Annotated in this window: 10 protein-coding genes; 6 read left to right on the top strand and 4 right to left on the bottom strand. The window is 61.0% G+C overall.

Going from position 1 to position 23,313, the window contains the following annotated elements; all coding sequences use genetic code 11:
- The first annotated feature begins 221 nt into the window (after window positions 1-221).
- The 4 genes from CLV45_RS18125 to CLV45_RS18110 all read left to right on the top strand — a co-directional run bounded on the left by CLV45_RS18125 (window position 222) and on the right by CLV45_RS18110 (window position 14,814).
- Window positions 222-2,957: a 4-alpha-glucanotransferase gene (locus CLV45_RS18125; protein WP_100337887.1), complete on the top strand. Its 2,736-nt coding sequence runs from the start codon at window positions 222-224 to the stop codon at window positions 2,955-2,957.
- 409 nt (window positions 2,958-3,366) lie between these two features.
- Window positions 3,367-9,228 (top strand): T9SS type A sorting domain-containing protein, encoded by a 5,862-nt coding sequence (locus CLV45_RS18120; RefSeq protein WP_170061890.1) that lies wholly within the window; start codon window positions 3,367-3,369, stop codon window positions 9,226-9,228.
- 504 nt (window positions 9,229-9,732) lie between these two features.
- Window positions 9,733-13,704 carry a beta strand repeat-containing protein gene (locus CLV45_RS18115; RefSeq protein ID WP_170061889.1) on the top strand — a complete coding sequence of 1,324 codons (3,972 nt, stop codon included), beginning with the start codon at window positions 9,733-9,735 and terminating at the stop codon, window positions 13,702-13,704.
- A gap of 138 nt (window positions 13,705-13,842) precedes the next feature.
- Window positions 13,843-14,814 carry an NAD(P)/FAD-dependent oxidoreductase gene (locus tag CLV45_RS18110; RefSeq protein ID WP_100337884.1) on the top strand — a complete coding sequence of 324 codons (972 nt, stop codon included), beginning with the start codon at window positions 13,843-13,845 and terminating at the stop codon, window positions 14,812-14,814.
- A gap of 94 nt (window positions 14,815-14,908) precedes the next feature.
- Here the strand turns inward: CLV45_RS18110 and CLV45_RS18105 are convergent, their stop codons facing one another.
- The 3 genes from CLV45_RS18105 to CLV45_RS18095 all read right to left on the bottom strand — a co-directional run bounded on the left by CLV45_RS18105 (window position 14,909) and on the right by CLV45_RS18095 (window position 16,774).
- Window positions 14,909-15,271: a hypothetical protein gene (locus CLV45_RS18105; RefSeq protein ID WP_100337883.1), complete on the bottom strand. Its 363-nt coding sequence runs from the start codon at window positions 15,269-15,271 to the stop codon at window positions 14,909-14,911.
- A 49-nt stretch (window positions 15,272-15,320) separates the two neighbouring features.
- Window positions 15,321-15,620, bottom strand: a complete 300-nt coding sequence (locus tag CLV45_RS18100; RefSeq protein ID WP_157807631.1) for a hypothetical protein — start codon at window positions 15,618-15,620, stop codon at window positions 15,321-15,323.
- Window positions 15,621-16,075: 455 nt separating this feature from the next.
- A complete protein-coding gene (locus CLV45_RS18095; RefSeq protein ID WP_100337881.1) occupies window positions 16,076-16,774 on the bottom strand; it encodes a carboxypeptidase-like regulatory domain-containing protein in 699 nt (232 codons plus the stop codon).
- 493 nt (window positions 16,775-17,267) lie between these two features.
- On the opposite strand from CLV45_RS18095, the gene CLV45_RS18090 reads away from it, so the two are divergent.
- Window positions 17,268-19,775, top strand: coding sequence for a DUF5686 and carboxypeptidase-like regulatory domain-containing protein (locus CLV45_RS18090; protein WP_100337880.1), 2,508 nt, complete (start codon window positions 17,268-17,270; stop codon window positions 19,773-19,775).
- Window positions 19,776-19,853: 78 nt separating this feature from the next.
- On the opposite strand, the gene CLV45_RS18085 is transcribed toward CLV45_RS18090, so the two are convergent.
- Entirely contained in the window at window positions 19,854-21,455 is a 1,602-nt protein-coding gene (locus CLV45_RS18085) for a family 43 glycosylhydrolase (protein ID WP_245882911.1), read from the bottom strand.
- A 636-nt stretch (window positions 21,456-22,091) separates the two neighbouring features.
- Between CLV45_RS18085 and galK the strand changes: the two genes are divergently transcribed.
- Window positions 22,092-23,249 (top strand): galactokinase, encoded by a 1,158-nt coding sequence (galK, locus tag CLV45_RS18080; protein WP_100337879.1) that lies wholly within the window; start codon window positions 22,092-22,094, stop codon window positions 23,247-23,249.
- The last annotated feature ends 64 nt before the right edge of the window (window positions 23,250-23,313 follow it).

Genomic DNA, 23,313 nt, shown 5'->3' with positions numbered 1-23,313 from the left:
AAAACATAGGCTTTTGCGGATACAAAAAAATATCAGAAAGCCAGTCCCGAATCACCCAAACCCAATTCCCACCTAACTCATTTACAAACAACATCTTAAAACCCGACAGAAACCCCTCTAACTACGCAATTAACTACGCAACTAATCAATTGCCCGGCGGGAGTGAAAACTTACTCCTGCACTCTATTATCTTTCGCCTCGAATTCGATTTCCACCCTCCCATGATTCTTCGTTTTACCCTGCCCTTTTACACTACCTGGGGCCAGCGCCTGGTCGTGTGCGGCTCCGAGCCCAGCCTGGGCTCCTGGAACCTGGCCCAGGCCCTGAACCTGCACTATAGCCCGGCCTCCGGCCTCTGGAGCCAGGAAATCAGCTTGCCCGACGACCAGGCCGGCACGGTAGAGTACAAGTACATTCTGCTGGATGAGCGCACCGGCCACGAAGACTGGGAGTGGGGCGACAACCGCCGGGTGGACTACGACGGCCGGCAGTTCAGCCGCATTGTGCGGGAAGACTACTGGCGGGCCGCCGCCCAGCCCGAAAACGAGCTGCACACCGCCGCCTTCACCCAGGCCCTGATGCGCCGCCCGGCCCGGCCCGCGGCTAAGGCAGCTTCCGCCGCCCGCCTGGCCGACTCGGTGGTGCGCTTCCAGCTGGTGGCCCCGCGCGTGGATTCCGACCACCAGCTCTGCGTGCTCGGCTCCGACCCGGCCCTGGGTGCCTGGGACGCCCGCAAGGCCGTTATCCTGGCCGACGCCGACTACCCAACCTGGACCGCCGACGTGGCTCTGGAGCACCCCGAGCGGACCACGCAGTATAAGTATGGTGTCTGGGACCCGCGGGAAAAGAAGATTCTGCACCTGGAAACCGGCGACGACCGGGTTATTTCGCCCTCCGCCGACCGTAAAACCCTGCGGGTGCGCGCCGACGAGGGGTTCCGCTACCCCACCGGCCACTGGCGCGGAGCCGGCGTGGCCCTGCCGGTGTTTGCCCTGCGCAGCCGTCGTGGCCTGGGCGTGGGCGAGTTTCCCGACCTGAAGCTGCTCATCGACTGGGCCGCCAGTACCGGGCTGAAAATGGTGCAGATCCTGCCTATCAACGACACCACGGCCACCCACACCTGGGTTGATTCGTACCCCTACGCGGCCATTTCGGTGTTTGCCCTGCACCCGCAGTATCTGAACCTGGACGACGTGGCCGAGTTCAGCGAAGCGGCTGACCGGCTGGAGCTCGATAAGCTGCGCGACGAGTTCAACGCCCTGGACTTCGTGGACTACGAGCCGGTGATGAAGGCCAAGTGGAAGTTTATCAAGACTTTATACCAGCAGGAAAAAGCCCGATTCCTGGCCGACCCCGAGTTCCGGGCTTTCCGCGAGGAGCAAAAAAGCTGGCTGGTACCCTACGCGGCCTTCTCCGCGCTACGGGACCGGTACCGCACCGCCGACTTCTCGCAGTGGCCCGCCGCGTTTCAGACCCCGCAGAACCTGGATGAGCTGACCAGTGAAACCCAGGCTGATTTCGACGAGTTCGGCCTGCACTTCTTTACCCAGTTTCACCTCGACAAGCAGCTGCGCGAGGCCGTGGAGCATGCCCGCCAGAGCGGCGTAGTGATGAAGGGCGACCTGCCCATCGGCATCTACCGCCACTCGGCCGACGCCTGGACCCAGCCCGAGCTCTACCACATGGACCAGCAGGCCGGCGCCCCGCCGGACGACTTCTCGACCACGGGCCAGAACTGGCGCTTCCCGACCTACAACTGGGAGCGGATGGCCCAGGACGGCTACCGGTGGTGGAAGCAGCGCATGAGCCACCTGGCCCGTTACTTCGACGCGCTGCGCATCGACCATATTCTGGGCTTTTTCCGCATCTGGGAAATGCCCGGCCACTCGGTAGAAGGCCTGTTGGGCCACTTCTCCCCCGCTTTGCCCCTGCACCGCCACGAAATCGAGCAGCGCCTGGGCTGGTTCGACTACGGCCGCCTCTGTGAGCCCTACATCCGCTGGCACATCCTGACCGACATCTTCAAGGAGCAGGCCGAAGCCGTTAAAAACGAGTTCCTGGACGAAGTTGGCGCAGGTATTTTCCGCTTGAAGGAGCACGTGCGTACCCAGCGCCAGATTGAGGCGCTGTTCGACCAGAAAATTGCGGCCGACCCGCTCAACGCCGAGCACTACGGATGGCTGCGCACCAGTCTGTATAAGCTCGTGAACGAGGTGCTGTTCGTGCCCGCCGAGCAGGCCGACTTCTACCACCCGCGCATTACGCTGCCCAAAACCTACTCCTTCCGGGAGCTGGATGAGCCGACCCGCCACCGCCTCCACGACCTCTACAACGACTTTTTCTACCGCCGCCACGAGGAGTTCTGGCGCGACCAGGGCCTGGTGAAGTTGCCGGCCGTGCGCTACGCCACCAACATGCTCATCTGCGGCGAAGACCTCGGGATGGTGCCCGAGTCGGTGCCGGGCGTGATGAAGGCCCTGGGTATTCTGGGCCTCAACATCCAGCGCATGCCCTCCGACCCGCAAGTGGAGTTTGGCCACCCCAACGCGGCACCCTACCTGTCGGTGGTCAGCCCCGGCTCCCACGACATGAGCACGGTGCGGGGCTGGTGGGAAGAAGACCCCATCCGGACCCAGCGCTTCTTCGAAAACACCCTGGGCCACTGGGGCGAAGCCGCGCCGTATTATTGTGAGCCCTGGGTAGCCCGCGAAATAACGGTGCAGCACCTGCATTCCCCGGCCATGTGGGCCGTGTTTCCGCTCCAGGACTTATTGGCCATGGATGCCGACCTGCGCCGCAATAATCCGCTTGACGAGCAGATCAACGTGCCCAGCAACCCGACCCATTTCTGGAAGTACCGCCTGCACCTGAACCTGGAAGATCTGGTGCAGGAAGTGGGCTTCAACCACGAGGTGCAGCAGCTCGTCATCAACAGCCGCCGCCTGCAGGTGTACTAGCGCTTGGGGCTCGATCTGGCCCCACATTCCGGCTTTTTTACAAACGGTTTCATCGTCACGGTGAAACCGTTTTTTTATGTCCTGACCGGCCCGGCCGTACGGTACTGGGCCGCCCAGGTGGAACGCCACCGCTGGCTGCCGAAACTTCTCCGCTGGTTTTGGCGGAAATCATTCAGATAGAAATCCGGGCCTTCCAGCCAGTGCCACTTCCCTTCCGGACAATATCCAAGCTGGCCTGTACGAGGCGAGCTAGGTTTGCGCAAGAAAAAATACGTGCGTGTTTATTCCGAACTAAATCTGGTTTTGTCCCGCCTTCGTAAGCTTCGCTCAATCCTAAAAACTGGAAATAATGCTACCCCTGAAGGCACCCAGTCTTTTTCCCTTGTTACCTCACACTCTTCATAAATTTATGAAAACAACCTTACGATTAGTAGCCTTGCTGCTGATCATGGCAGGTTTCGGTGGTCCGGCGGCGTATGCCGCCACGGCTCCAACCCTGATTACGAACCCCATCACCAACGCTACCATCCCGCGTGGTAACGGCCTGACGGTGCTCGTAACGTCCGTGACAGCCACCCTTTTCAACGATGCCGACGGCAATACCAACCTGGCATCTTACCGCATTACGACCCTGCCCACCAGCGGGCAGCTCTACGCCTACAACGTGTCGAGCGGGGAAAGCGTGGCCATTACGTCTACGACTCAGACGTTTGTGCCTTTTGAGTATCCCAGCCTGGCCTACGACCCGGCCGCCACGGCCGCGGCCGCCACGTACTCGTTTCAGTACCAGGCTACGGACGAAGAGAACCTGACTTCGCCCATTGGCACCTACAACATTCCCGTTTCGACGGCTACCGGCGTGAACCAGCTGCCCCTGACCCGGGAAGTAACCAACGTGGTAATAGCCAAAGGCTTTGCCGCCACTACGCTGGAGCCCGGCCTGTTTGGCGTCGACCCCGACGGCAGCGTGCAGAGCTACATCATTACCAGCATCCCCAGCACGACTACGGTAGGCGTTTTGCGCATCGGTACCGCCGGCGCCCAGATTGCGGCCGGCAACACCATCACGGCTGCTCAGGCCGCTCAGCTGACCTTCGACCCGGTGGCTACCTATTTCGGCACGGCCATCATCCAGTACCAGGCCGTTGACAACACCGGCGCCTCCGACGCGTCGGCGGCCAACTACGCCATTCCGGTTTCCAACGCCGGCAGCCCGATGGGTTCAGCCCTGCTGTTCTACTCGCGCCCCAACCTGGAAGACTGGACCAGCACTTCCCGCAGCATTACGGTAAACGGTACCACGGTTTCGGTGAGCGGCTACACCGGCAGCGACCCGGAAACCAACCTGATTATCGAAGACAACCCGACTATGCCCGGCCGCGCCCTGACCTGGACGGCCGACTACGTCAACAACTCTCCCCAGGCTTCGCGCACGGCTTCCGTGTCGTTTGCCTTCAGCAAGCCGGTGAGCGGCTTCACCATGAGCCTGGGCGACATCGACTTGTCGGGCACGGCCTGGACCGACCAGGTAACGGTTATCGGCAAACGCGCTAACGGCACCACGGTAGTACTGGCCGCGACTGATATTGACCTGGGCACGGTGGTAACCTACACCGGCAACAACGTGCTGACCGGCAACGCCAGCTCCTCGACGGCCGACGACAACACGGTTATCACCTTCCCCGAGCCGATTGTCAGCCTGACTCTGACCTACGCCAACCTCACGACCATTGCCAACCCGGCCCAGCAGCTGATGACCATCGAGTCGTTTGCCTGGTACACCCCCGACGTGGTAACGACCCTGACCGGTCCGGCCCGCGCCAACCCCAACACGACCGTAGCCTACGTGGCCACAATAGCCAACAACGGCCCCTACGCCGCGGCCACCGTGACGCCTACCGTGCAGCTGATTGCCGGCCTGACGAACGTGACTATTAACGGCGCCGCCGCCGGCACGGCCTACAACTCGACCTCCGGCCTGCTGACCCTGCCCACGACGACCTCCTTGGCCAGCGGCACCAGCCTGACGTATAACATCGGCTACACCATCGGCACCACGACCGTGACTGGTATTGCCCGCAACGGCTCGACCTCTTCGGATGAGGTGCCGACCAACAACAACGGCTCGTTGAGCAATGCCCAGGTAACGACGACGGTAAACCAAGCGCCCGTTGTGCAGAACATTACGGCGCCCACTATGCCGAACACCAACCCTGCCACGGCCATTCCGGCCCTGATTGGCACGGACCCCGACGGCGACAACACCATTACCAGCTACGTGCTGACCAACATTCCGGCCACGACGGCCGGGGTGCTGACCTACACCCGCAACGGGACTACCGTAACCCTGGCCGCCGCTAACGGCTCGACCCTGGCCAACCGCACCCTGACGCCCGCCGAAATGGCGACCCTGCAGTTTGACCCGGCCGCTACATTTGTTGGCAACGCCACGTTCAACTACTCCGCTACCGACGACCTGGCCTTGACTTCGAACACGGCTACCTATACCATTCCGGTGGCTACGGCCCTGGGCGCCACCGATTTGTTTGTTAGCCAGCAGGTGCAGCTTGGCCCTTACAAAATCGGGGACTTGGTGACCTTCACCGTTATGGCCGGCAACACCGGCGCAGCCGCCACGGGCGTACAAGTGAAAGATGCCCTGCCCGCCGGCCTGAGCTTCGTAAGCGCCACTATTTCCCAGGGTAGCTACGACAATACCACCGGCGTCTGGACCATCGTATCGGGTGCTACTACCTTTGCCAGCGGCGCCTCGGCCACGCTCAATATCACGGCCCGGATTACCAAAAACGGTACGTTTACCAACACGTCGATTATCACGGCCTCGACGGCCGACACCAACCCATTCAACAACGAAGCCAGCCAGCAGGTGAACCCCGGCACGGCAGCTTACGTCCAGGACTTCGAAGGCCGCACGACGACCGACTACTGCGAGGTATACACGGGTATGTCGCTCAACACCTCGGCTAACGCGTTGTCGGACAACAACTCCCTGGTCAGCAACGCCGTGCTCAGCACTACGCCCGTCACTTACGCCACGCCCCTGCTGCGCTTCACGGGTTCGGGTTCGGTTTCGTTCCTGACCCGCGTATCGGCCACGACCAACACCTCGGCCTACCGCGTAGCCCTGCTCGACGCTAACAACAACCGCACGATTCTGACCGCCTTTACGGCTTTTGCTAACACGACGGCCACCACCATCACGGCCAACGTTACGCAGTCGGGCGTGTACCGGGTAGAAGTGTCCTTCGCCTCCGCCGCCAACGGCGCCACCAACGGCCTGGCTTACCTCGACGACGTGGTTATCAACAACGTGAGCATCGCCACCCAGGCCAACGACGGCTCGAACTGCGCTACCAACGTGCTGCCCGTAGCCAACGATGTAACGACCCGCATTGCCAACTCGGCCGGTGCTACCACCATTCCTTCGCTGTCGGGCTCCGATACGGCTCCCGGCGTGGTCGACTCCTACGTGTTCCAGACCGTCCTCGACCCGATAACCCAGGGCTCCTTGACTCTGAACGGGGTGCTGGTCAAAATCGGCCAGATCATCACCGTGGCCGAAGCGGCTACCCTGAAGTTTGCACCCGTAGCCGGCTACGTTGGCACGGCCAGCTTCCAGTATAGCGTGTACGACAACAGCGGGGAAATAAGCCTGCTGCCTGCTACCTACTCCATTTCCGTCGAGAATGCCACCACCATTGCTGGCCGCGTATTCGACGATGTTAACTACGGCGGGGGCGCTGGCCGCTCGTATATCGATGCCAACACCTCGGCCAAAGCGTCGGGCTTCGCCGACAACAGCATCCAGCGTGGCAACGCCATTGTGGAGCTCTACGACAAAGCCACCGATAAAATCATTGCCACCACGACTACCAGCGGCACCGAAGGCAGCTACAGCTTTGCCAACGTACTGGGCGGCAACTACGTGGTGCGCGTGGTTAACGCCTCGGTAACCTCGGTGCGTAACGCCACGGCCTCGGGCGTGCTGGCCGTACAAACCTACGTCAACGGCGACGTGAACCGCGTGGGTGGGGAAGATCCGCTCAAGACCGACGCGGGTCCGAACACCGGCACCCAGCTGCTGGCCGACCTGACCACGACCACCCAAACGCCCCAGTCGATTACGACCGTCGTGATTTCGACCGAGACCCTGACGCCAGCCACCAACGTGGATTTTGGCTTCAACTTCGACGTCATCAGCAACACCAACTCGGCTGGTCAGGGCTCCTTGGCCCAGTTTATTCTGAACAGCAACGCTCTGCCCAACAGCAACTTCACGGGCAATACCGGCGCGACGCTGGCCCAGGAAAGCAAAGTTACGGCCTCTCCGCTGACGGCCGGCCGCGAAACGAGCATCTTCATGATCAGCAACGGCACGACCGTCGGTAACGGCTTCCGCTCGGGCATCAACGGGGGCTTCGTGGGCAACACGGCCACGATTTCCCTGACCAGCGCCCTGCCCGACATCACGGCCTCGAACACGACCCTGGACGGTTTCCGTCAGTCGCTGGCAACCGGCAACAACGTGGCGGCCGTAACCACCGGGGCCAACGTAACCACCGGCGCGGAGGTGATTGTCAACTTCAACTCGCTTAAAGGCCTGCTCGTAACCGGCGGCAACACCACCATCAGCTCCCTGGAGTTCGATAACGCGAAGGGCACTAGCACGGCCACGACCGGCACCATCGCCGACGGGGCAGCCATCACCCTGAGTGGGGCCGGCGTAACGGGCTCGGTAGTGCGCGACGTGACGGCCAAGAGCAATGCCACGGCCGGCGTATTCCTGACCAGCGGCGCCACCGGCGTCACGGTAGCCAACAACGTGCTGCGCGACGCCCTGGCCACGGTAGCCGCCACGGGCATCACCGCCACCGATGGCGACGGTATCCGCCTCAACGGCGCGGTGACCAACACCATTACTGCCAACGTCATCTACAACAACGCGGGCTTCGGCCTCGAGCTGACCGGCGCCACCAGCAGCACCAACACCGTGAGCAGCAACACGATTGATGCCAACGGCGGCGGCGGCACGAGCAACAATGCCGGTATCAGCATTCAGGCGGGCAACAACAACCTGTTCCGCCAGAACATCATCAGCAACAGCGTAGCCGGCGACGGCATCGTAGCGCTGAATGGTACCTCGGGCAACCGCTTCAGCCAGAACTCCATGTTCATCAACGGCGACCTGGGCATTGACCTGACCAACGGCACCACGGCCACCGGCGACGGTACGACGCTGAACGCCAACGGCAAAACCAGCGCTTCGGGCGCCAACGGCCTGCTTAACTTCCCGGTCATCACGCAGGTCGCCCAGGATGGCACCAACTTGCGCATCACCGGCTATGCTCCCGCCAATGCCCTGGTCGAGTTCTTCGTAGCCGACGTAACAACTGCCGGCTTCGGGGAAGGCCGCACCTTCCTCGGCGCCCGCACCGAAGGCCTGAGCACTGAAGATGTGGACACGAAGTATAGCGACTACTCCGGCACCATCAACGGCGTCAATAGTGGCAGCGAAACCCTGGCCAACCGGTTTGCCTTCAGCATTCCGTTCTCCAGCCTGACGGCCGCCCAGATTTCGGCCCTGACCTCGGCCAACGCCCGGGTTACGGCTACGGCTACGGCCCTGGCTACGGTAAACGGCCTGGTCGTAGGCAATACCTCGGAGTACTCTGGTAATGCCGCGGTACTCGGCGGTGTACTACCCGTAGAGCTGACCAAGTTCACGGCTCAAGCCGTGCAAAACGACGGCCAGCTGAGCTGGGCCACGGCTTCGGAGAAAAACAACGACTACTTCGCCGTAGAGCGTTCCTTCGATGGGGCTACGTTTACGCAGGTCGGCAAAGTAGCCGGCAGCGGTACTTCCAGCCAGGCCCGCAGCTACACCTTCACCGATTCGGGTGTGGGCAGCAAGCACTCGGGCTCGGTCTACTACCGCCTGCAGCAAGTGGATACCAACGGCGCAACCAGCTACAGCGCTGTGCGGGTGGTAAGCTTCACGACTACGGCTAACGCCACGGTAAGCCTCTACCCCAACCCGGCTAGCGCCGCCGCCACGCTCGACCTGACGGCTCTGCCCGCTGGCTCCTACGCGGTAACGGTAATAGATTTGGCCGGCCGCATCCTGAGCACCCGCTCCTACGAGGCTGGGGCCCAGTACCAGCTCGACTTGCAAGCCCTGCCCCAGGGCCTGTACCAGGTGTCGGTGCGAGGACAGAACCTGAGCATCAGCAAACCGCTCAGCAAGAAATAAGACGTTCTTGCCGCTTGACCTAAAAAAGCCTCTTCCTCGGAAGAGGCTTTTTTATTTTCCCCTCCCCGCTTACTACATGAAAAGCCTAGCCAGCAGGAGCCTATAAATCCGGCTCGGCTAATATATCGTAGCTGGAGTGAAAGCCACGAACTGAGTCCGAAACCACGAGTTTGGACTCTTCGGCTCTACCTCGGCCATAACTCAGTCTCTAGTTCGGAAGCTCAAACAGCATAATACATCCTTTTTTATATTGTATTTTTTCAATAAAAAATCATTGTAAACCAGTGCGTAATACCGCCAGGTTTGGGGCCAAAAAAGCTGCTTTTCAGCGAGAAGCAACATTCGTTTGTCGAAAAAATATGATTAATTGAATTAGACAGACTAAGTTTGCATACTGGTTCGTGTGCGCATACTGCATTCACGCATTTTTTGAATTTTCTCTGCTCCTTTTATAAACATTCTATGACAACAATCTTACGCATAACAGCCTTGCTGTTATTCTGGTTGGCGTTAGCCCCTGCAACAGTCCAGGCTCAATCGGAAGGCCAAGCCTTCTCCTGCGACGGCACCTTTTACCAGGTTCGCCAGATTGGTACGGGTGCCAGCGCCTACTCGGCCCTGTACGTGGTAAACCGCTCGACGGCCGTTTACACCACCAACGCCTACACCTTCGGGGGCACCAGCACCACGGGTAGCCTGGGCGTGGTAGTTAACGCCTTGGCTTACAACCCCCAGGACAGCTACCTGTACGCCATTACCTACCCCGCCGACAACGGCACACCTAACGCGGCCACGGGTATCCATTTGTACCGCATCGGCCGGGGTGGCATCCAGGACCTGGGCCAGACCAACCTGCCCCTAGCCCAGTACAACTCGGGCACGATTGACAAGCAGGGTAACTTCTACCTGACCACGCGTAACAGCGCCGGCCTGTATCTGAACACCCTGTTTCGCCTGAAGCTGTCGGACTTCTCGACCGTGCTGACCTCGCACGATGAGCTGCCCCTGGTTACTAGCAACGGCACGACGGCCGCTACGGCCGACTTTACTGACATTGCCTACAGCCCCACTACCAACAGCATCTACGGCTCGAGCGAGCTGAATGACCTGCTCAAGATCGTCGTTACGACGGTAGGCGGCGTAGAGAAAGGCGTGTTGACTACCATTGCTAGCGGCAACACGACGGGTGAAATCGTGGGTTCGAACTTCTTCGACGTAGCCGGCAACCTGTATACCTACTCCAACAGCGGTGGTATTTACTCCGTTGACGTGAATGATGGCACTTCTACGCTGATCAGCACCGTGGACGCAGCTTCTAACAGCGACGGCGCCAGCTGCATCAACCCCAGTGAGCGGATTGACGTGGTAAAAGAGCTGACCGGCGTGACCTACAGCACCAACGGCGCTACCAACAACTCCCGCCAGGACTTCTACGACGTCTCGTTCGCCATCCGGGTAAAAAACACGGGTACGACGACGACGACCAACGTACAGGTTTCAGATTACCTGAACAACACGTTCGGCACTGCGGCTTACTCCATCCTGACGGCCCCGGTTGTGACCAACTACAGCATCAACAACGGCGCAGTACCCACCCTGGCAGTAAACACGGCCTTCAACGGCAGCGGTACCAATGCCGACCTGCTCACCGGTAACCAGCAACTGACCGCCGGCCAAAGCGCCCTGATCACATTCACGGTTCGCCTGACGTTCTCCGGACGGACGCCTGTTATCCCGACTACGCCATACAATAACTACGCGTACGCCTCTACGACCAGCGGTACGGCCGTCAACCAGGGCCACGTTCGTTTGAGTGACGGCTCTGTCATTCCTCCCGGCAACTTGCTGGCCCAAGACCAGTCGACGAACTCGGCCGGTCTGCCTACTACGGCCAATGGCGATACGCCTTCTCCCACCCCAATTCGTCTGACGACGGCCATCTTCGGTACCGTGTTTGAAGACGTGAACTACGGCGGCGGCGCAGGTCGTAGTCAGGGTACGAGCAATGGTCAAGGCATTCCCGATGTACGCGTAGAGCTGTATTCACCCACTGGCACGTTCATCCGCACCGTATTTACAGACGCCAGCGGCAACTACGAGTTTACCGTAGCCGGCGGCACCACTCCCCTGTCGGCCAACACGGCCTATCAGGTTCGCGTGGTTAACAGCACGGTGGGCAGCACCCGCCCCAACCTGTTCAACAACGTAATTGCCGGGGTTCAGACTTACATCAACGGGGCTACGAACCTGGTAGGCGGCGCCAACCCCAACCTAGTAGATGTGGGTACCAACAGCGGCGGCACCACGCTTCTGCTGCTGGAATCACAGTCGACGACAACGACGATTCAGTCGTTGACTACGGCTACCACTCCGGCTTCGGGCCCGCTCACCAACGTAGACTTCGGCTTCAACTTCGACGTCATTACCAACACCAATGACAGCGGCCCCGGCTCGTTCCGTCAGTTCGTTACCAACAGCAACGAACTAGGCAACACCGGCTTGGCCCAGGAAGGCCTCACGGCCGGGCTGGAAACCTCGATTTTCATGTTGAACAACGGCGTAGCCAATACCAATGGCCTGCGCTCCACGGTAACTGTGCCCGGCTACAACGCCACGACCAAGGCCTTTACCATCAACCTGACCACGGCTACCCAAATGTGGATGTACAGCAGCAACACCGTCATTGATGGTAAGCAGCAGTCGATCCGCACCGGCGACGTGGCCGCCACCGCCTCCTCTACTTCCCCCGAGGTTATTATCAACTTCGCCAACCAGCAGGGTATCTACGTAACGGGCGCCAATACGCGCATTGCCTCGATGGGCCTGAACAACGCGAAAGGCACCAGCACCACTACCGCCTCCCTGGATCCGCTCCAAGGAGCAGCCGTGACCTTCTCGGGAGCAGCCGCTACGGGTTCGGTCTTCACCGATAACACTACCTCGGGCAATGCCACGGCCGGTGTTCGGTTGCAAGGTGGGGCCACGGGTATTACCATCAGCAACAACGTGCTGAGCAACGGGGCTTCGACGGCCGGTTCCGGTACCGTAACGGCTACCGACGGCGGCGGCATCGTGCTGTCCACTGCTTCGACCAACTCGATTACCGGCAACACGATTCTGAGCAACGCCGGCTTCGGTATTGAATTCCAGAACACGGGCGCCAACGACGGCAACACCGTCACCGGCAACACCATCAGCACCAACGGCGGGGGCACGGCTACCACCAACCGCGCCGGTATTGCTATTCGCCGGGGCAACAACAACCTGTTCAGCACCAACACGCTCAGCTCGAACGTGGGCGACGCTATCCTGGCCTTCAACGGCACCTCGGGTAACCGCTTCAGCCGCAACAGCATGTTCAGCAACGGTACCGGCCGCGCCAGCGACGGAACTGCTAAAATCGGTATCGACCTGATGGCCAGCGGCGCTAGCTCCAACGGTGGCGATGACGTGAGCCTGAACGCCGATGGTAAATCCAGCACCTCGGGCGCCAACGGCCTGCTCAACTTCCCCGTTATTACCCAGGCCGCCCAGGATGGTACTAACCTGCGCATCACCGGTTACGCCCCGCTGGATGCCACCATCGAGTTCTTCGTGGCCGACATGACCACCAGCCCCTCCTTCGGGGAAGGCCGTTACTACCTGGCGACCCGCAAGGAAAACCTGACCGGGGAAGACTTCGACACCAAGAGCACGGCCTACTCGGGCACCATCAACGGCCAGAACTCGGGGTCAGAATCGGCTGCTCGTCGCTTTGCCTTCATCATTCCGCTCAGCAGCTTGGGTACCACGGAGCGGGCCGCCCTGGTTGCGGCCAGTGCCCGCATCACGGCTACGGCATCGTTCCCCACTACCGTCAACACCCTGCTTGTAGGCAACACGTCGGAGTTCTCCGGTAATGCCCCCGTGCTGGCTGGCGTACTGCCCGTAGAGCTGACCGCCTTCACGGCTCAGGCCGTGGGCCAGAGCGCCCAGCTGACCTGGACGACGGCTTCGGAAAAGGCGAACGACCACTTCGTCGTAGAGCGCGCCTATGGCGAGCAGGCCTTCACCCCGATTGCCACCGTGAAAGGCGCCGGCACCAGTGTGCAGGCTCACAGCTACAGCTTCACCGATGCCGGCATTGGCACCAAGAACCTGGGCACCATCTACTACCGCCTCAAGCAGGTTGACACCAACGGCTCGGAAGTACAGGCCGGCCCGGTCCGCACCCTGACCTTTGGCGGCGCCAAAGAAGCTACGGCTTCGGTGTACCCCAACCCCGCTGCCAACGACGCCCAGCTGGACCTGACCAGCCTGCCCGCCGGCAGCTACCAGGTTTCGATTGTGGATGCTACCGGCCGCACGCTGGCCACCCGCACCTACGAGGGTGGCACGCTGCACCCCTTCGCCGTGCGCAGCCTGACGTCGGGTTCGTATCTGGTGGTGATTCGCGGCAACAACGTGAAAATCACGCAGCGTCTGGTGAAGAACTAAGCTTCTCCAAACCGCATCTAAAAAAGCCTCCCTTGTCGGGGAGGCTTTTTTTGTGTCCTGGCCCGGGCGGTAAAAACCACTTCCGCACCAACCGCCGGGCCGGTTTTGGGGTATAGAGTAGCCGTTACTTCCGAACTCATGCCACAGTCCTCTGCCTCTTTGCCCCGGCGCCGTCCTAGCACCCAGCCCGCCACCGATTACGACGTAGTTATTATCGGGGCGGGTAGCGCGGGCCTGAGCGCGGCCCTAACCCTGGGCCGCTGCCTGCGCCGGGTGCTGGTTTGCGACGGGGGCACCCCGCGCAACGCGCCGTCGCCGGGCGTCCAGAGCTTTTTCACCCGCGACGGTATCCAGCCCGCCGAGCTGCTGCGCATCGGGCTGGAACAGCTCCGACCCTACACTACGGTGGAGGTGCGGCCGGCCCGGGTAACTGAGCTCACCCCTGGCCCCGGCTACTTCGAGTTGCAGGCCGAGGGGGAGTCGGGCCGCACGTTTGGCATCACGGCCCGCAAGGTGCTGCTGGCAACCGGCGTAGAGGATGAGCTACCGCCAGTGCCGGGCATGCGCGACCTGTGGGGCCGCGGGGTGCTGCACTGCCCCTACTGCCACGGCTGGGAAGTGCGCGGGCAAGCCCTGGCCGTGTACGGGCGGGGCAAAATCGTGACGGGCATGGCCCTGCTGGTGAGCCGCTGGGCCACCGACGTGGTAGTGTGCACCGACGGCCCCGGCCACCTGAGCGACAATGCCCGGCGACGCCTGCGTCAGCAGAAAATCCGGCTGAACGAAGAGCCCATCAGCCACCTGGAGGGCAAGCCCAACGGGGAGCTGCGCTACATCGTGTTTGAGAATGGGGAAAAGCTGGCCCGGCACGCGGTATTCGTGCACCCCCACCAGCACCAGCGCGCCGGCTTTGCCGAGCAGCTGGGCTGCCAGCTCACCAGCAAAGGCGCCATCCGGGTCAACAAGCACGCCCAGACCACCGTTCCCGGCCTCTATGCCGCCGGCGACATTACGCCGGGCCCGCAGAAGGCCCTGCTGGCTGCCGCCGAAGGCACCCAGGCCGCCATTGCCATTCACGAAACCCTGACCCGGGAAGAATGCCCCAAGTAAGCGGGGCGGCCATCTTGGGGCCACTTCCTCCCAAACAAAACAGCCCGCCGGTAGTATACCAGCGGGCTGTTTTGGCACGAGAAGTCGGATTGATTTAGCTCAACACGGATGAGTGGGCCTTCATAATCTGACGAGCCTGGGCCAGGTTCGTATCCCGGGCATTGACGGCCAGGTAAATGAACATTCCCCCGTCGCTCGAAAGCTTCAGCAGGTGCAGCTGGTCGGTGAGGGTGAGCAGGATGTCCTGAACTTTCTGGTTCAGCTTCAGGGCCTGGATAGCCTTGAGTTTTGCCTTCACTACCTCCGTGTTGTAAGCCGCGGCCGTTTCGATGTCGAAGTCGGCAATGTTGGCGTGCGAAGCCAGCGGCATGCCAGTTTCAGTTTCTACTACGGCTACGGCCAGCAGCGTAGGGAGTTCAGCCAGAATATCTTGAACCGTTTGTTTGGGATTTGCCATGTTGAGCAGGACGTGTGAGGTAAAGGGGTGTATTGAAGCGTTGAAAATGTTAAAAGCTGTGCCGGCGCATAATTTCCTTGGTAATGCCCAGGTTGGCATCGGCCAGGCGCACGGCCAGAAAGCAGTACCACTTGCCCCCGTTCAGGGGCCGCAGATGATGCATTTCGTCTTCCAGAATAACTGCCACGTCCGTTAGGGGGCCGGCTATCCAGGGTTGGGCGGCTACTGCTCCATCCAGGGTCTGCAGCAACTTGGCGTGGCGCAGGTTTATCTGATTGGGGTTGTAGGCGCTGTTGGTAGTGTAAAAGGCCAGGACCTTGCCCGAGTTCGAGTCTACAACGCAGCTCATCAGTAGCTCCGGCAGGTCTGCGAGCAGGCCTTCCAGGATTTGTTGAGCCCGCCTCCCGTTTTCATCGGTTACCCCTACGGTAATTTTCTTTAGCTGGAGTCGATTGAAAAACGGAATATTCATTGGGCAAAAAGCGAAGAATCGGGCCGGGGCGCTTGGTAGGCTGCCGGTAAAGGGGCCGGGGATGCTTCGGGTACGGGTAAGGGTTACTACGGTAGTGATGGCCGCCGCCAGTAAACTGAAGGGTGGCGGTAAAGCAATAAACTCGGGGACGATGAGTGGGGACTACAGCCCAAAAAACTCTTCAGCAAAACCGAACAACGGTTCTCTGAAGAGTTCTTTGCAACCTGTTGTGGAAGCTGATACAAACAAAAAGAAGGTTTGTTGCCAGCTCTTGCTTTGTCGCTCGTCCTGAACTAGGTCAGAAAGCTCACTATCAGCACCCTAGCCGACGATTAAAATTGCCACCAGTGGCGCTTGGCCGTCTTGGCCGCCACATCGGTGCGGGGCAGCAGGGTCACGTTCTGCACGCTGCGGCCCTTTACCTGCACTTCGTCTTCGGAGTAGCCACCGTAGCCAAACTGCAGCTGGGAGGTCTGGTTGGCGGGCACCAGCATCGAGTACGTACCCTGGGCATTGGTGGTCACACCCCGGCCGCTGGTTTTGTCCAGCACCGTGGCACCAATCAGCGGCCGACCGTTTTCGTCCAGAATCCGGCCGCTTACGACGGCCATCTTCTTGGCCGCGGCCGCTTCAGCCGTCACCGACAGCATTTCTTCACTGGCCGCGGCGATAGTGGCCGCCGGTACACCGACCCGGTCGTTGGTTGGCAGGTTGGTGCCGGCCAGCACGGCGCCGCTCAGCAGGGCACCCACCAGCACGATGGAGCCGGCGCGCCGCCGGAACCGAACCGGCTCGGTACGCATCAGGTGAAACTGGTGCTGCAGCCAGCCTACGGGCCGCACATTGTGACCCTTCTCGCGCAGGGCGTAAAAACGTTTTAGCGCTTCGTCACCTTCATTAGGATTTGCTTTCAGATACGCATCTACGAGGTCAGCATTCCGGCCCGACAAGTCGCCGCGCAAATATGCGTCGCGGTAAGTAGGCAGTAATTCTCCTGTAGCAGGATGAAATGGGTAAGCCGTTAAAGCCATTATTGTAGTAATAGAGTGTGAAGAAAAGAGGGGAAGGGCGGATACCGCAAGCCTTTGTACGGGAACGGCAGGCCAATATCTACTGTAAATAATCCTAATACCAATGATATTCGATAAAGGTTTTTATTTTATATATAAACCTCCCTTTACAGCCGTTAAAAATTCCTGTTCAGCTTCGGATTCTGGGATTACGGAGGAGCTTTTAGAGTTTGGGGAAATGATTTGTACAAGCTCGGCACTTAGCATGGGCAGGGACTTGCGCCAACCCCGAGGGCCGCTGAGTACACTTCTACGAGGTAGGGAAAGTTATACTGCTACCAGCCCGGAAAGGCGTATCTTCCGCAACGTGGGAACCAGCCCGCGCAGGCCCAGCAGAAAAGACGGTTAGCCGACGAATAATTGGATTCGGGGTATTTCCTGCTTGCACGTTATTGTGTAACTTTCGAAGCTGCCCATTCTCCCCGCATTGCCCGATCCGCTTCCCGAGTAGTTTATGAAGCACATTTACGCGCTGTTTGCCTTAGTTCTACTCGTGGCTTTCCCCTGCCGGGCGCAGCGCCTTGTAATTAGCGGGCGTATCACGGAGGCGGCTACGGGGCAGCCGGTACCCTTTGCCTCCCTGTTTGTGCCCGGCACCACCATCGGCATGACTTCCGACGCGGAGGGCCGCTACCAGCTGACGCTCACGCAGCCCATCGACACGCTGGCGGCGTCGGCGCTGGGGTTCAAAGCCCTGAAAAAGCCCGTGGGACAGCAAGCCCAGCAAACCCTAAACTTTGCCCTGGGCGCCGGAGCCGTTACGCTCAGCGAAGTAGTGGTACGGCCCACCGAAAATCCGGCCTACGTGATTCTGCGGCGGGTGCAGGCCCATAAAGAGCAGAACGACAAGCGCAGCTTGCAGGCCTTTGAGTACGACAGCTACAACCGGATTCAAACCAACATAACGGACCTGCCCGCCCGCCTCGCCAAGCGGCGCGTGGTGCGGGATATGCTGGCCCTAACCGACAGCATGAGCAAAGGCGACCCGGCGGCGGCAGCGGCCAAGTCCCTCCCAATTTTTGCCTCCGAGGTGCTGTCCCGGGTGTACGTGCAAACCCACCCCATCCGACGGCGGGAGGAGGTCAGCCGGCGGCAGCTGCGCGGTATCGGCCCACGCGACGGATCGGTGCTGTCCCAGATTCTGGGCTCCTCGTTTCAGGACTATAACTTCTACGCCAACCGCCTCAATATTTTGGGTAAGGACTTCGTCTCGCCCATTGCCGACGGTTGGCGCCTGACCTACGACTACGACCTGGAAGACTCGGTGATGGTGGGGCAGGACTGGTGCTACCAGCTGGCCGTAAAGCCCCGGCGCGCCCAGGACCTAGCTTTCGTGGGCACCATCTGGATTAGTGCCGACACCTACGCCCTGCGCAAGCTGCGCCTGAGCAAGAGCCCGGAGGCCAACATCAACTTCGTGAGTGAGCTAAGCCTGTACCAGGAGCTGACGCCAGCTGAGCAGGGCGCGGGGCTGCCCAGCCGGGTGCAGGTCGTCATTGGGGTGAAGCCCGCCGACAAGCAGGCCGGCGTGCTGGTGCACGTAACGACGGTTAACTCCCGTTTTGAGCGCAACCACGAGCGGGACGCGGCCTTTTATGACCGGCCCGTGGAAACGGCCGCCGACGCCAGCCAGGGCCCCAAGGATTACTTCGAAAAAAACCGCCCTGACTCATTGAGCACCGCTGACCACACCACCCTGGCCGTGCTCGACTCGGTGCGGGAGCTGCCCAGCGTGCGTTCGGTGCTGGATGTGGCCGAAGTCATCGTGAACGGCTACAAGCGGGTGGGCCGCCTCGAGCTGGGCCCCATCCTGTCGACCTACGGCTACAACGACATTGAGGGCAACCGCCTGCGCATCGGGTTCCGGACCACGCCCGAGCTGAGCCGCAACTGGCTGGTGCGCTCCTACCTGGCCTACGGCTTCCGCGACGGGCGCTTTAAGTACGGGGTGCGCGTCAACCGCATCATCGAGCGGCAGCACTGGACGGTGCTGGGCGCCGAGTACCGCCACGACCTGGACCAGGTGGCCTTGCTCGACAACGAGTTTGGGCAGGAAAACCCGCTTTTCGACGCGGCGGCCCGCATCGGCCGTATCCAGCGGGCCCGGCCGCTGATGCGCGATGTGCGGGGCCTGTCCCTGCAAACCGACATCGTGCGGGGCTTTACCCAGAAAATAACCGTGCGCCACCAGCGCTTCACCCCGCTCTACAACTTTGCCTACTACAACACCGAGCGGCACACGCCCGGCGCCCCCACCGCCGACAACATCACCCTCTCGGAGCTGATTCTGGAGTCGCGCTACGCCCACGACGAAGTGCTGGTAGAAACCGAAAACCGCCGCAAAGCCGTGGGACTGATGCGGTGGCCGGTATTTACCTTCCGCTACACGCTGGGCGCCAACCACCTCTTTGGCAGCGACTTCAAGTACCAGAAACTGGCCTTCATTACGACCCAGAGCTTGCAGGTGGGCATTTTCGGCCGGGCCGACTACCGCTTCGAGGCGGGCTACATTCCGAGCACGGTGCCTTATCCGCTGCTCAAAACCCACCTGGGCAACCAGTCGCCGTTCTACAACGGGGCCGCCTTCAACCTGATGCGCTACTTCGAGTTCGTCAGTGACCGGTACGTTTCGCTGCGGGTGGAAGACCACTTTGAGGGCCTGCTACTGAACAGCGTGCCGCTGCTACGCAAGCTCAACTGGCGGCTGCTGGCCACGGGCAACGTGCTATGCGGGGGCGTGAGCACCGCCAACCGCAACCTGATGCCGGCCCGCCACCCCCGCACCGGCGAGCCGCTGCCCTCCTTCCAGGCTCTGGACCACGGCCCCTACGCCGAGGTAGGCTACGGCGTGGAAAACATCTTCCGGGTGGCCCGGGTCGACTTTCTGCACCGCCTCACCTACCGCAACGCCCCCGATGCCCGCAACTTTGGGGTGAAGCTCAGCCTGCAGTTTAAGCTCTAACCCCAGGGCCACCGCCCGTAAAGCAAAAGCCCCGGCAACGCGACGTTGCCGGGGCTTTTTGCTTGCTAAAGGACTTTCCTAGCGCTTGTTGCGCAGCGAAAACTGGTTGAAGGCCACAGTGGAAGTAGCCGGGCCCTGGGCCAACAGCGCAATCCGGATGCCCCGGTCCCAGGGCGGCAGGTAGGTGCCGTTGATGGCGAAGCTCTCGGTGGGCATCGCCGTCCAGGTGAGGCCGTCGGGGCTGAAGCTGAAGCGGTAGCGCTGCCCGCCCCACACCTCCAGGCGCAACGACAGGGTTTTGCAGCTGGCTACGGCAATCTTGGTCAGGCACTCGCGCTGGCCGCCTTTCACGTGCCAGAGCTGCAGACTTTCGTCGCCGGCCATCAAAGCCAGGGTGTTGGCATGGTCGCCGATGGCGGCAATACCGGCGAAGGTACCGGGCGCGAGACTGGCGAAATCCAGAGTCGTCAGGGCCTTGTAGGTAGCGGCGAAGGTGCGCTGGGCCACCATGGCGCCGAGGCCGGAGGGCTGGGCCGTCAGGTGCAGCTGACCGTCGCTGAGGCCGGCTTCGGGCTGTTCGCCCACCGGCCACTGCCAGGTTTGGGCCAGCTGGCTGCCCGTGAAGTGGTCGGTGACGTTGAGCACGCTCAGGTCGGGCAGCGGGGCGGCCTGGGGGCTGCGGCCTTCGAATTCGGGCCAGCCTTCGGCGTTCCAGGTAAACTCGCTCAGGATGCCCTGGCGGCCGACGAACTCGTGGCTGTCGGTGTAGTAGGCGTGGTGGAGCAAAAACCAGCGGCCTTCGTACTCGGCTACGGTGCCGTGGCCGGGGCATTTCCAGGTTTTGTTCTTGTCCAGAATCGGGTTCTGGGGGCACTTCTCCCAGGGGCCGAGCAGGCTCTTAGCCCGGGCTACGCCGGTGGCGTAGTTGCAGCACTTGCCGCAGCAGCCGTTGCCGGCGTAGAACATGTAGAAGTACTCGCCGTTGCGCACGATGGCCGAGCCTTCTACCAGGCAGCCTTCCCACTTCTCGGTGTTGCGGAACAGCTCCACCTTTTTGCCAACCAGGGCCATGCGCTTTTCATTGATGCGCTGGGCCCAGATAGGCGTGGGCTTTTTCTTGCTGTTGCCGTCCTCTTTCCAGACCAGGTACAGGTCGCCGTGCTCGTCGCGCACGGGGAAGCCGTCGATGGAGCCCAGACGCTGGCCCACCAGTGGGCCATGGTCGGTGTAGGGGCCTTCAGGCTGGTCGGCGCTGGCTACGGCCACGCACAGCGGACCGTTTTTCTTACGGGCCGTGTAGTAAATGAAGGTTTTGCCGCCCTCGTAGAAAATTTCCGGGGCCCAGAAGTTGGCATCGCACCAGTCGGGCAGCTGACCCGGAAACACGTGCGTGACCAGCTCCCAGTCGACCAGGTTATCGGACTTAAACAGCGGAAATACGGGTCCCCACTCGGCCGACGTGGCGCTGGCCCAGTACGTATTGCCGATTTTGGCAATGGTCGGGTCCGGAAAGTCGCCGGGCAGGACGATGTTGGCGTAGTTGGTGGGCTCGGCCTCGACGGGCGGGGCCACGGTGGGGGTAGAATCGACCAACGACGCATCAACGGCGGCGTACTCAGTCGAGGAATCTACAGTGGGCACCAAGTCAAATGACGGTGCGCTTTCGAAGTCGAACGACACAATTAGGAGAAGAAAGAGTGGGAAACGAACAGAGGTTTTCGGGGGAGCGGTGCCAGCCACGGAACTAGCACCAAAACGCTACAAAACTCGCCGGTACTTTCGGGGTGCGCGCTTCGGAAGAGGTGACAAAGGGGGAATTTCAAAACCCAGCCTGGCGCAACAATCCGAAAGGTACTACTTTCCTTTTACTGGCAAGCAAACAAGTGTATTTTTTTGATACAACCTCCGAAGGCTTTTTTGGTTGAACACTTTCGCCAAGAAGAATTCAGACGGAAAGTCCACGCAACGCAAAAGCAGGGAAAACTGGTTCAATTCAAAGCATTATCTTGATTCGAACTCATACCGCAGGACCATTCATGCGCAGCACAATTCGGGCCATACTTACAAAATGACGCAGCAAAAATTTGTCATTAATATAACTTAACCTATAATACTCTGAAGCCAGCAAAGAATTTACCGCCGGCCGGGTACCGGGAAGCCAAGATGTTGTACACCGTTATTTGCGCAGCAGCGCGGCACTACTCTCCTACCCGGCCGGCGGCTAAAGTCGGCCGGGGTTCGTAAAATAGCCGACAACTTGGCGCCGGCCGCGGCGCCAACCTTTCCTTCGACCCATTTAGCCTTCCTTTCCCGCTTATGCTAGCCCACGACATTGCCGCTGCTTTCCGCCAGCACTTTCACGCCGAGCCGCTGCTGGTGCGGGCTCCCGGCCGCATCAACCTGATTGGGGAACACACTGATTACAACGCGGGCTACGTGCTGCCCGCGGCCATCGACAAGGAAATGTACTTCGCCGTGGCCCTCAACCAGCAGAACGTTATCCGCCTGCTCGCCTACGACCTGAACGAGCGGGTGGAAATAAGCACCGACGCCGTAGCGCCCCAGGACACGCAGTGGGCCAACTACCTGCTAGGCGTGGTGGCCCAGCTGCAGCACCGGGGCGTAGCCGTGCCCGGCTTCGACTGCGTCTTTGGGGGCACGGTGCCGGCCGGGGCGGGCTTGTCGTCGTCGGCGGCGGTGGAGTGCGGAATGCTGTTTGCCCTCAACCAGCTGCTCAGTACCGGCCTGGAGCCGATGCAGATAGCCCGGCTGGGGCAGGCCGCCGAGCACGAGTACGCCAAGGTAATGTGTGGGCTCATGGACCAGTTTGCCAGCGTGTTTGGCCGGGCCGGGCAGGTGGTACGCCTCGACTGCCGCTCCCTGGACTACGAGTATTTCCCCTTCGACACCACCGCCTGCCGCATTGTGCTCTGCAACTCGGGCGTGAAACACAGCCTGGCCAGCTCCGAGTACAACACCCGCCGCCAGGAGTGCGAGCGGGGCGTGGCCGTGCTCCAGCAGTATTACCCCGCCGTTCAGACCCTGCGCGACGTAACGCTGGAGCAGCTGCAGGCCCACGAGGCCGAGCTGGGGCCGGTGGTGTACCGCCGCTGCCGCTACGTGGTAGAGGAAAACCAGCGCGTGGAAACCACCTGCCGGCTGCTCAGCCAGGGCGACCTGGGCGGCGTGGGCCAGCAGATGTACGCTTCCCACGCCGGCCTGCGCGACGATTACGAGGTGAGCTGCAAGGAACTGGACGTACTGGTACAGATTGCCCAGACTTCGGCCGGCGTGTACGGCTCCCGCATGATGGGCGGCGGCTTTGGGGGCTGCACCATCAATTTGGTAGCCACCGAGCAGGTAGCCGGCTTCGTGGAGCACGCCAAAGCCCAGTACCAGCAGCAGCTGGGCTTGCCGCTCGACACCTACGAGGCCACCATCGTCGACGGCGTGGGGCTGTTGGCGGACAAGTAAACCAGCTCCCCAACCGAAAAAGCCGCCCGCCGAGCAAGTCTCGACGGGCGGCTTTTCTACGCGT

Source organism: Hymenobacter chitinivorans DSM 11115 (genome assembly GCF_002797555.1).
Classification (GTDB): Bacteria; Bacteroidota; Bacteroidia; order Cytophagales; family Hymenobacteraceae; genus Hymenobacter; species Hymenobacter chitinivorans.
Note: the sequence above shows the minus strand (reverse complement) of the source record. Positions and strands in the feature narration are given on the sequence as shown.

What these genes read in the sequence shown, in the direction of transcription:
- CLV45_RS18125 (WP_100337887.1), top strand. Translation starts at nt 222, where the DNA reads ATGATTCTTCGTTTTACCCTGCCCTTTTACACTACCTGGGGCCAGCGC.
- CLV45_RS18120 (WP_170061890.1), top strand. Translation starts at nt 3,367, where the DNA reads ATGAAAACAACCTTACGATTAGTAGCCTTGCTGCTGATCATGGCAGGT.
- CLV45_RS18110 (WP_100337884.1), top strand. Translation starts at nt 13,843, where the DNA reads ATGCCACAGTCCTCTGCCTCTTTGCCCCGGCGCCGTCCTAGCACCCAG.
- CLV45_RS18105 (WP_100337883.1), bottom strand. Translation starts at nt 15,271, where the DNA reads ATGGCAAATCCCAAACAAACGGTTCAAGATATTCTGGCTGAACTCCCT.
- CLV45_RS18100 (WP_157807631.1), bottom strand. Translation starts at nt 15,620, where the DNA reads ATGAGCTGCGTTGTAGACTCGAACTCGGGCAAGGTCCTGGCCTTTTAC.
- CLV45_RS18095 (WP_100337881.1), bottom strand. Translation starts at nt 16,774, where the DNA reads ATGGCTTTAACGGCTTACCCATTTCATCCTGCTACAGGAGAATTACTG.
- CLV45_RS18090 (WP_100337880.1), top strand. Translation starts at nt 17,268, where the DNA reads ATGAAGCACATTTACGCGCTGTTTGCCTTAGTTCTACTCGTGGCTTTC.
- galK (WP_100337879.1), top strand. Translation starts at nt 22,092, where the DNA reads ATGCTAGCCCACGACATTGCCGCTGCTTTCCGCCAGCACTTTCACGCC.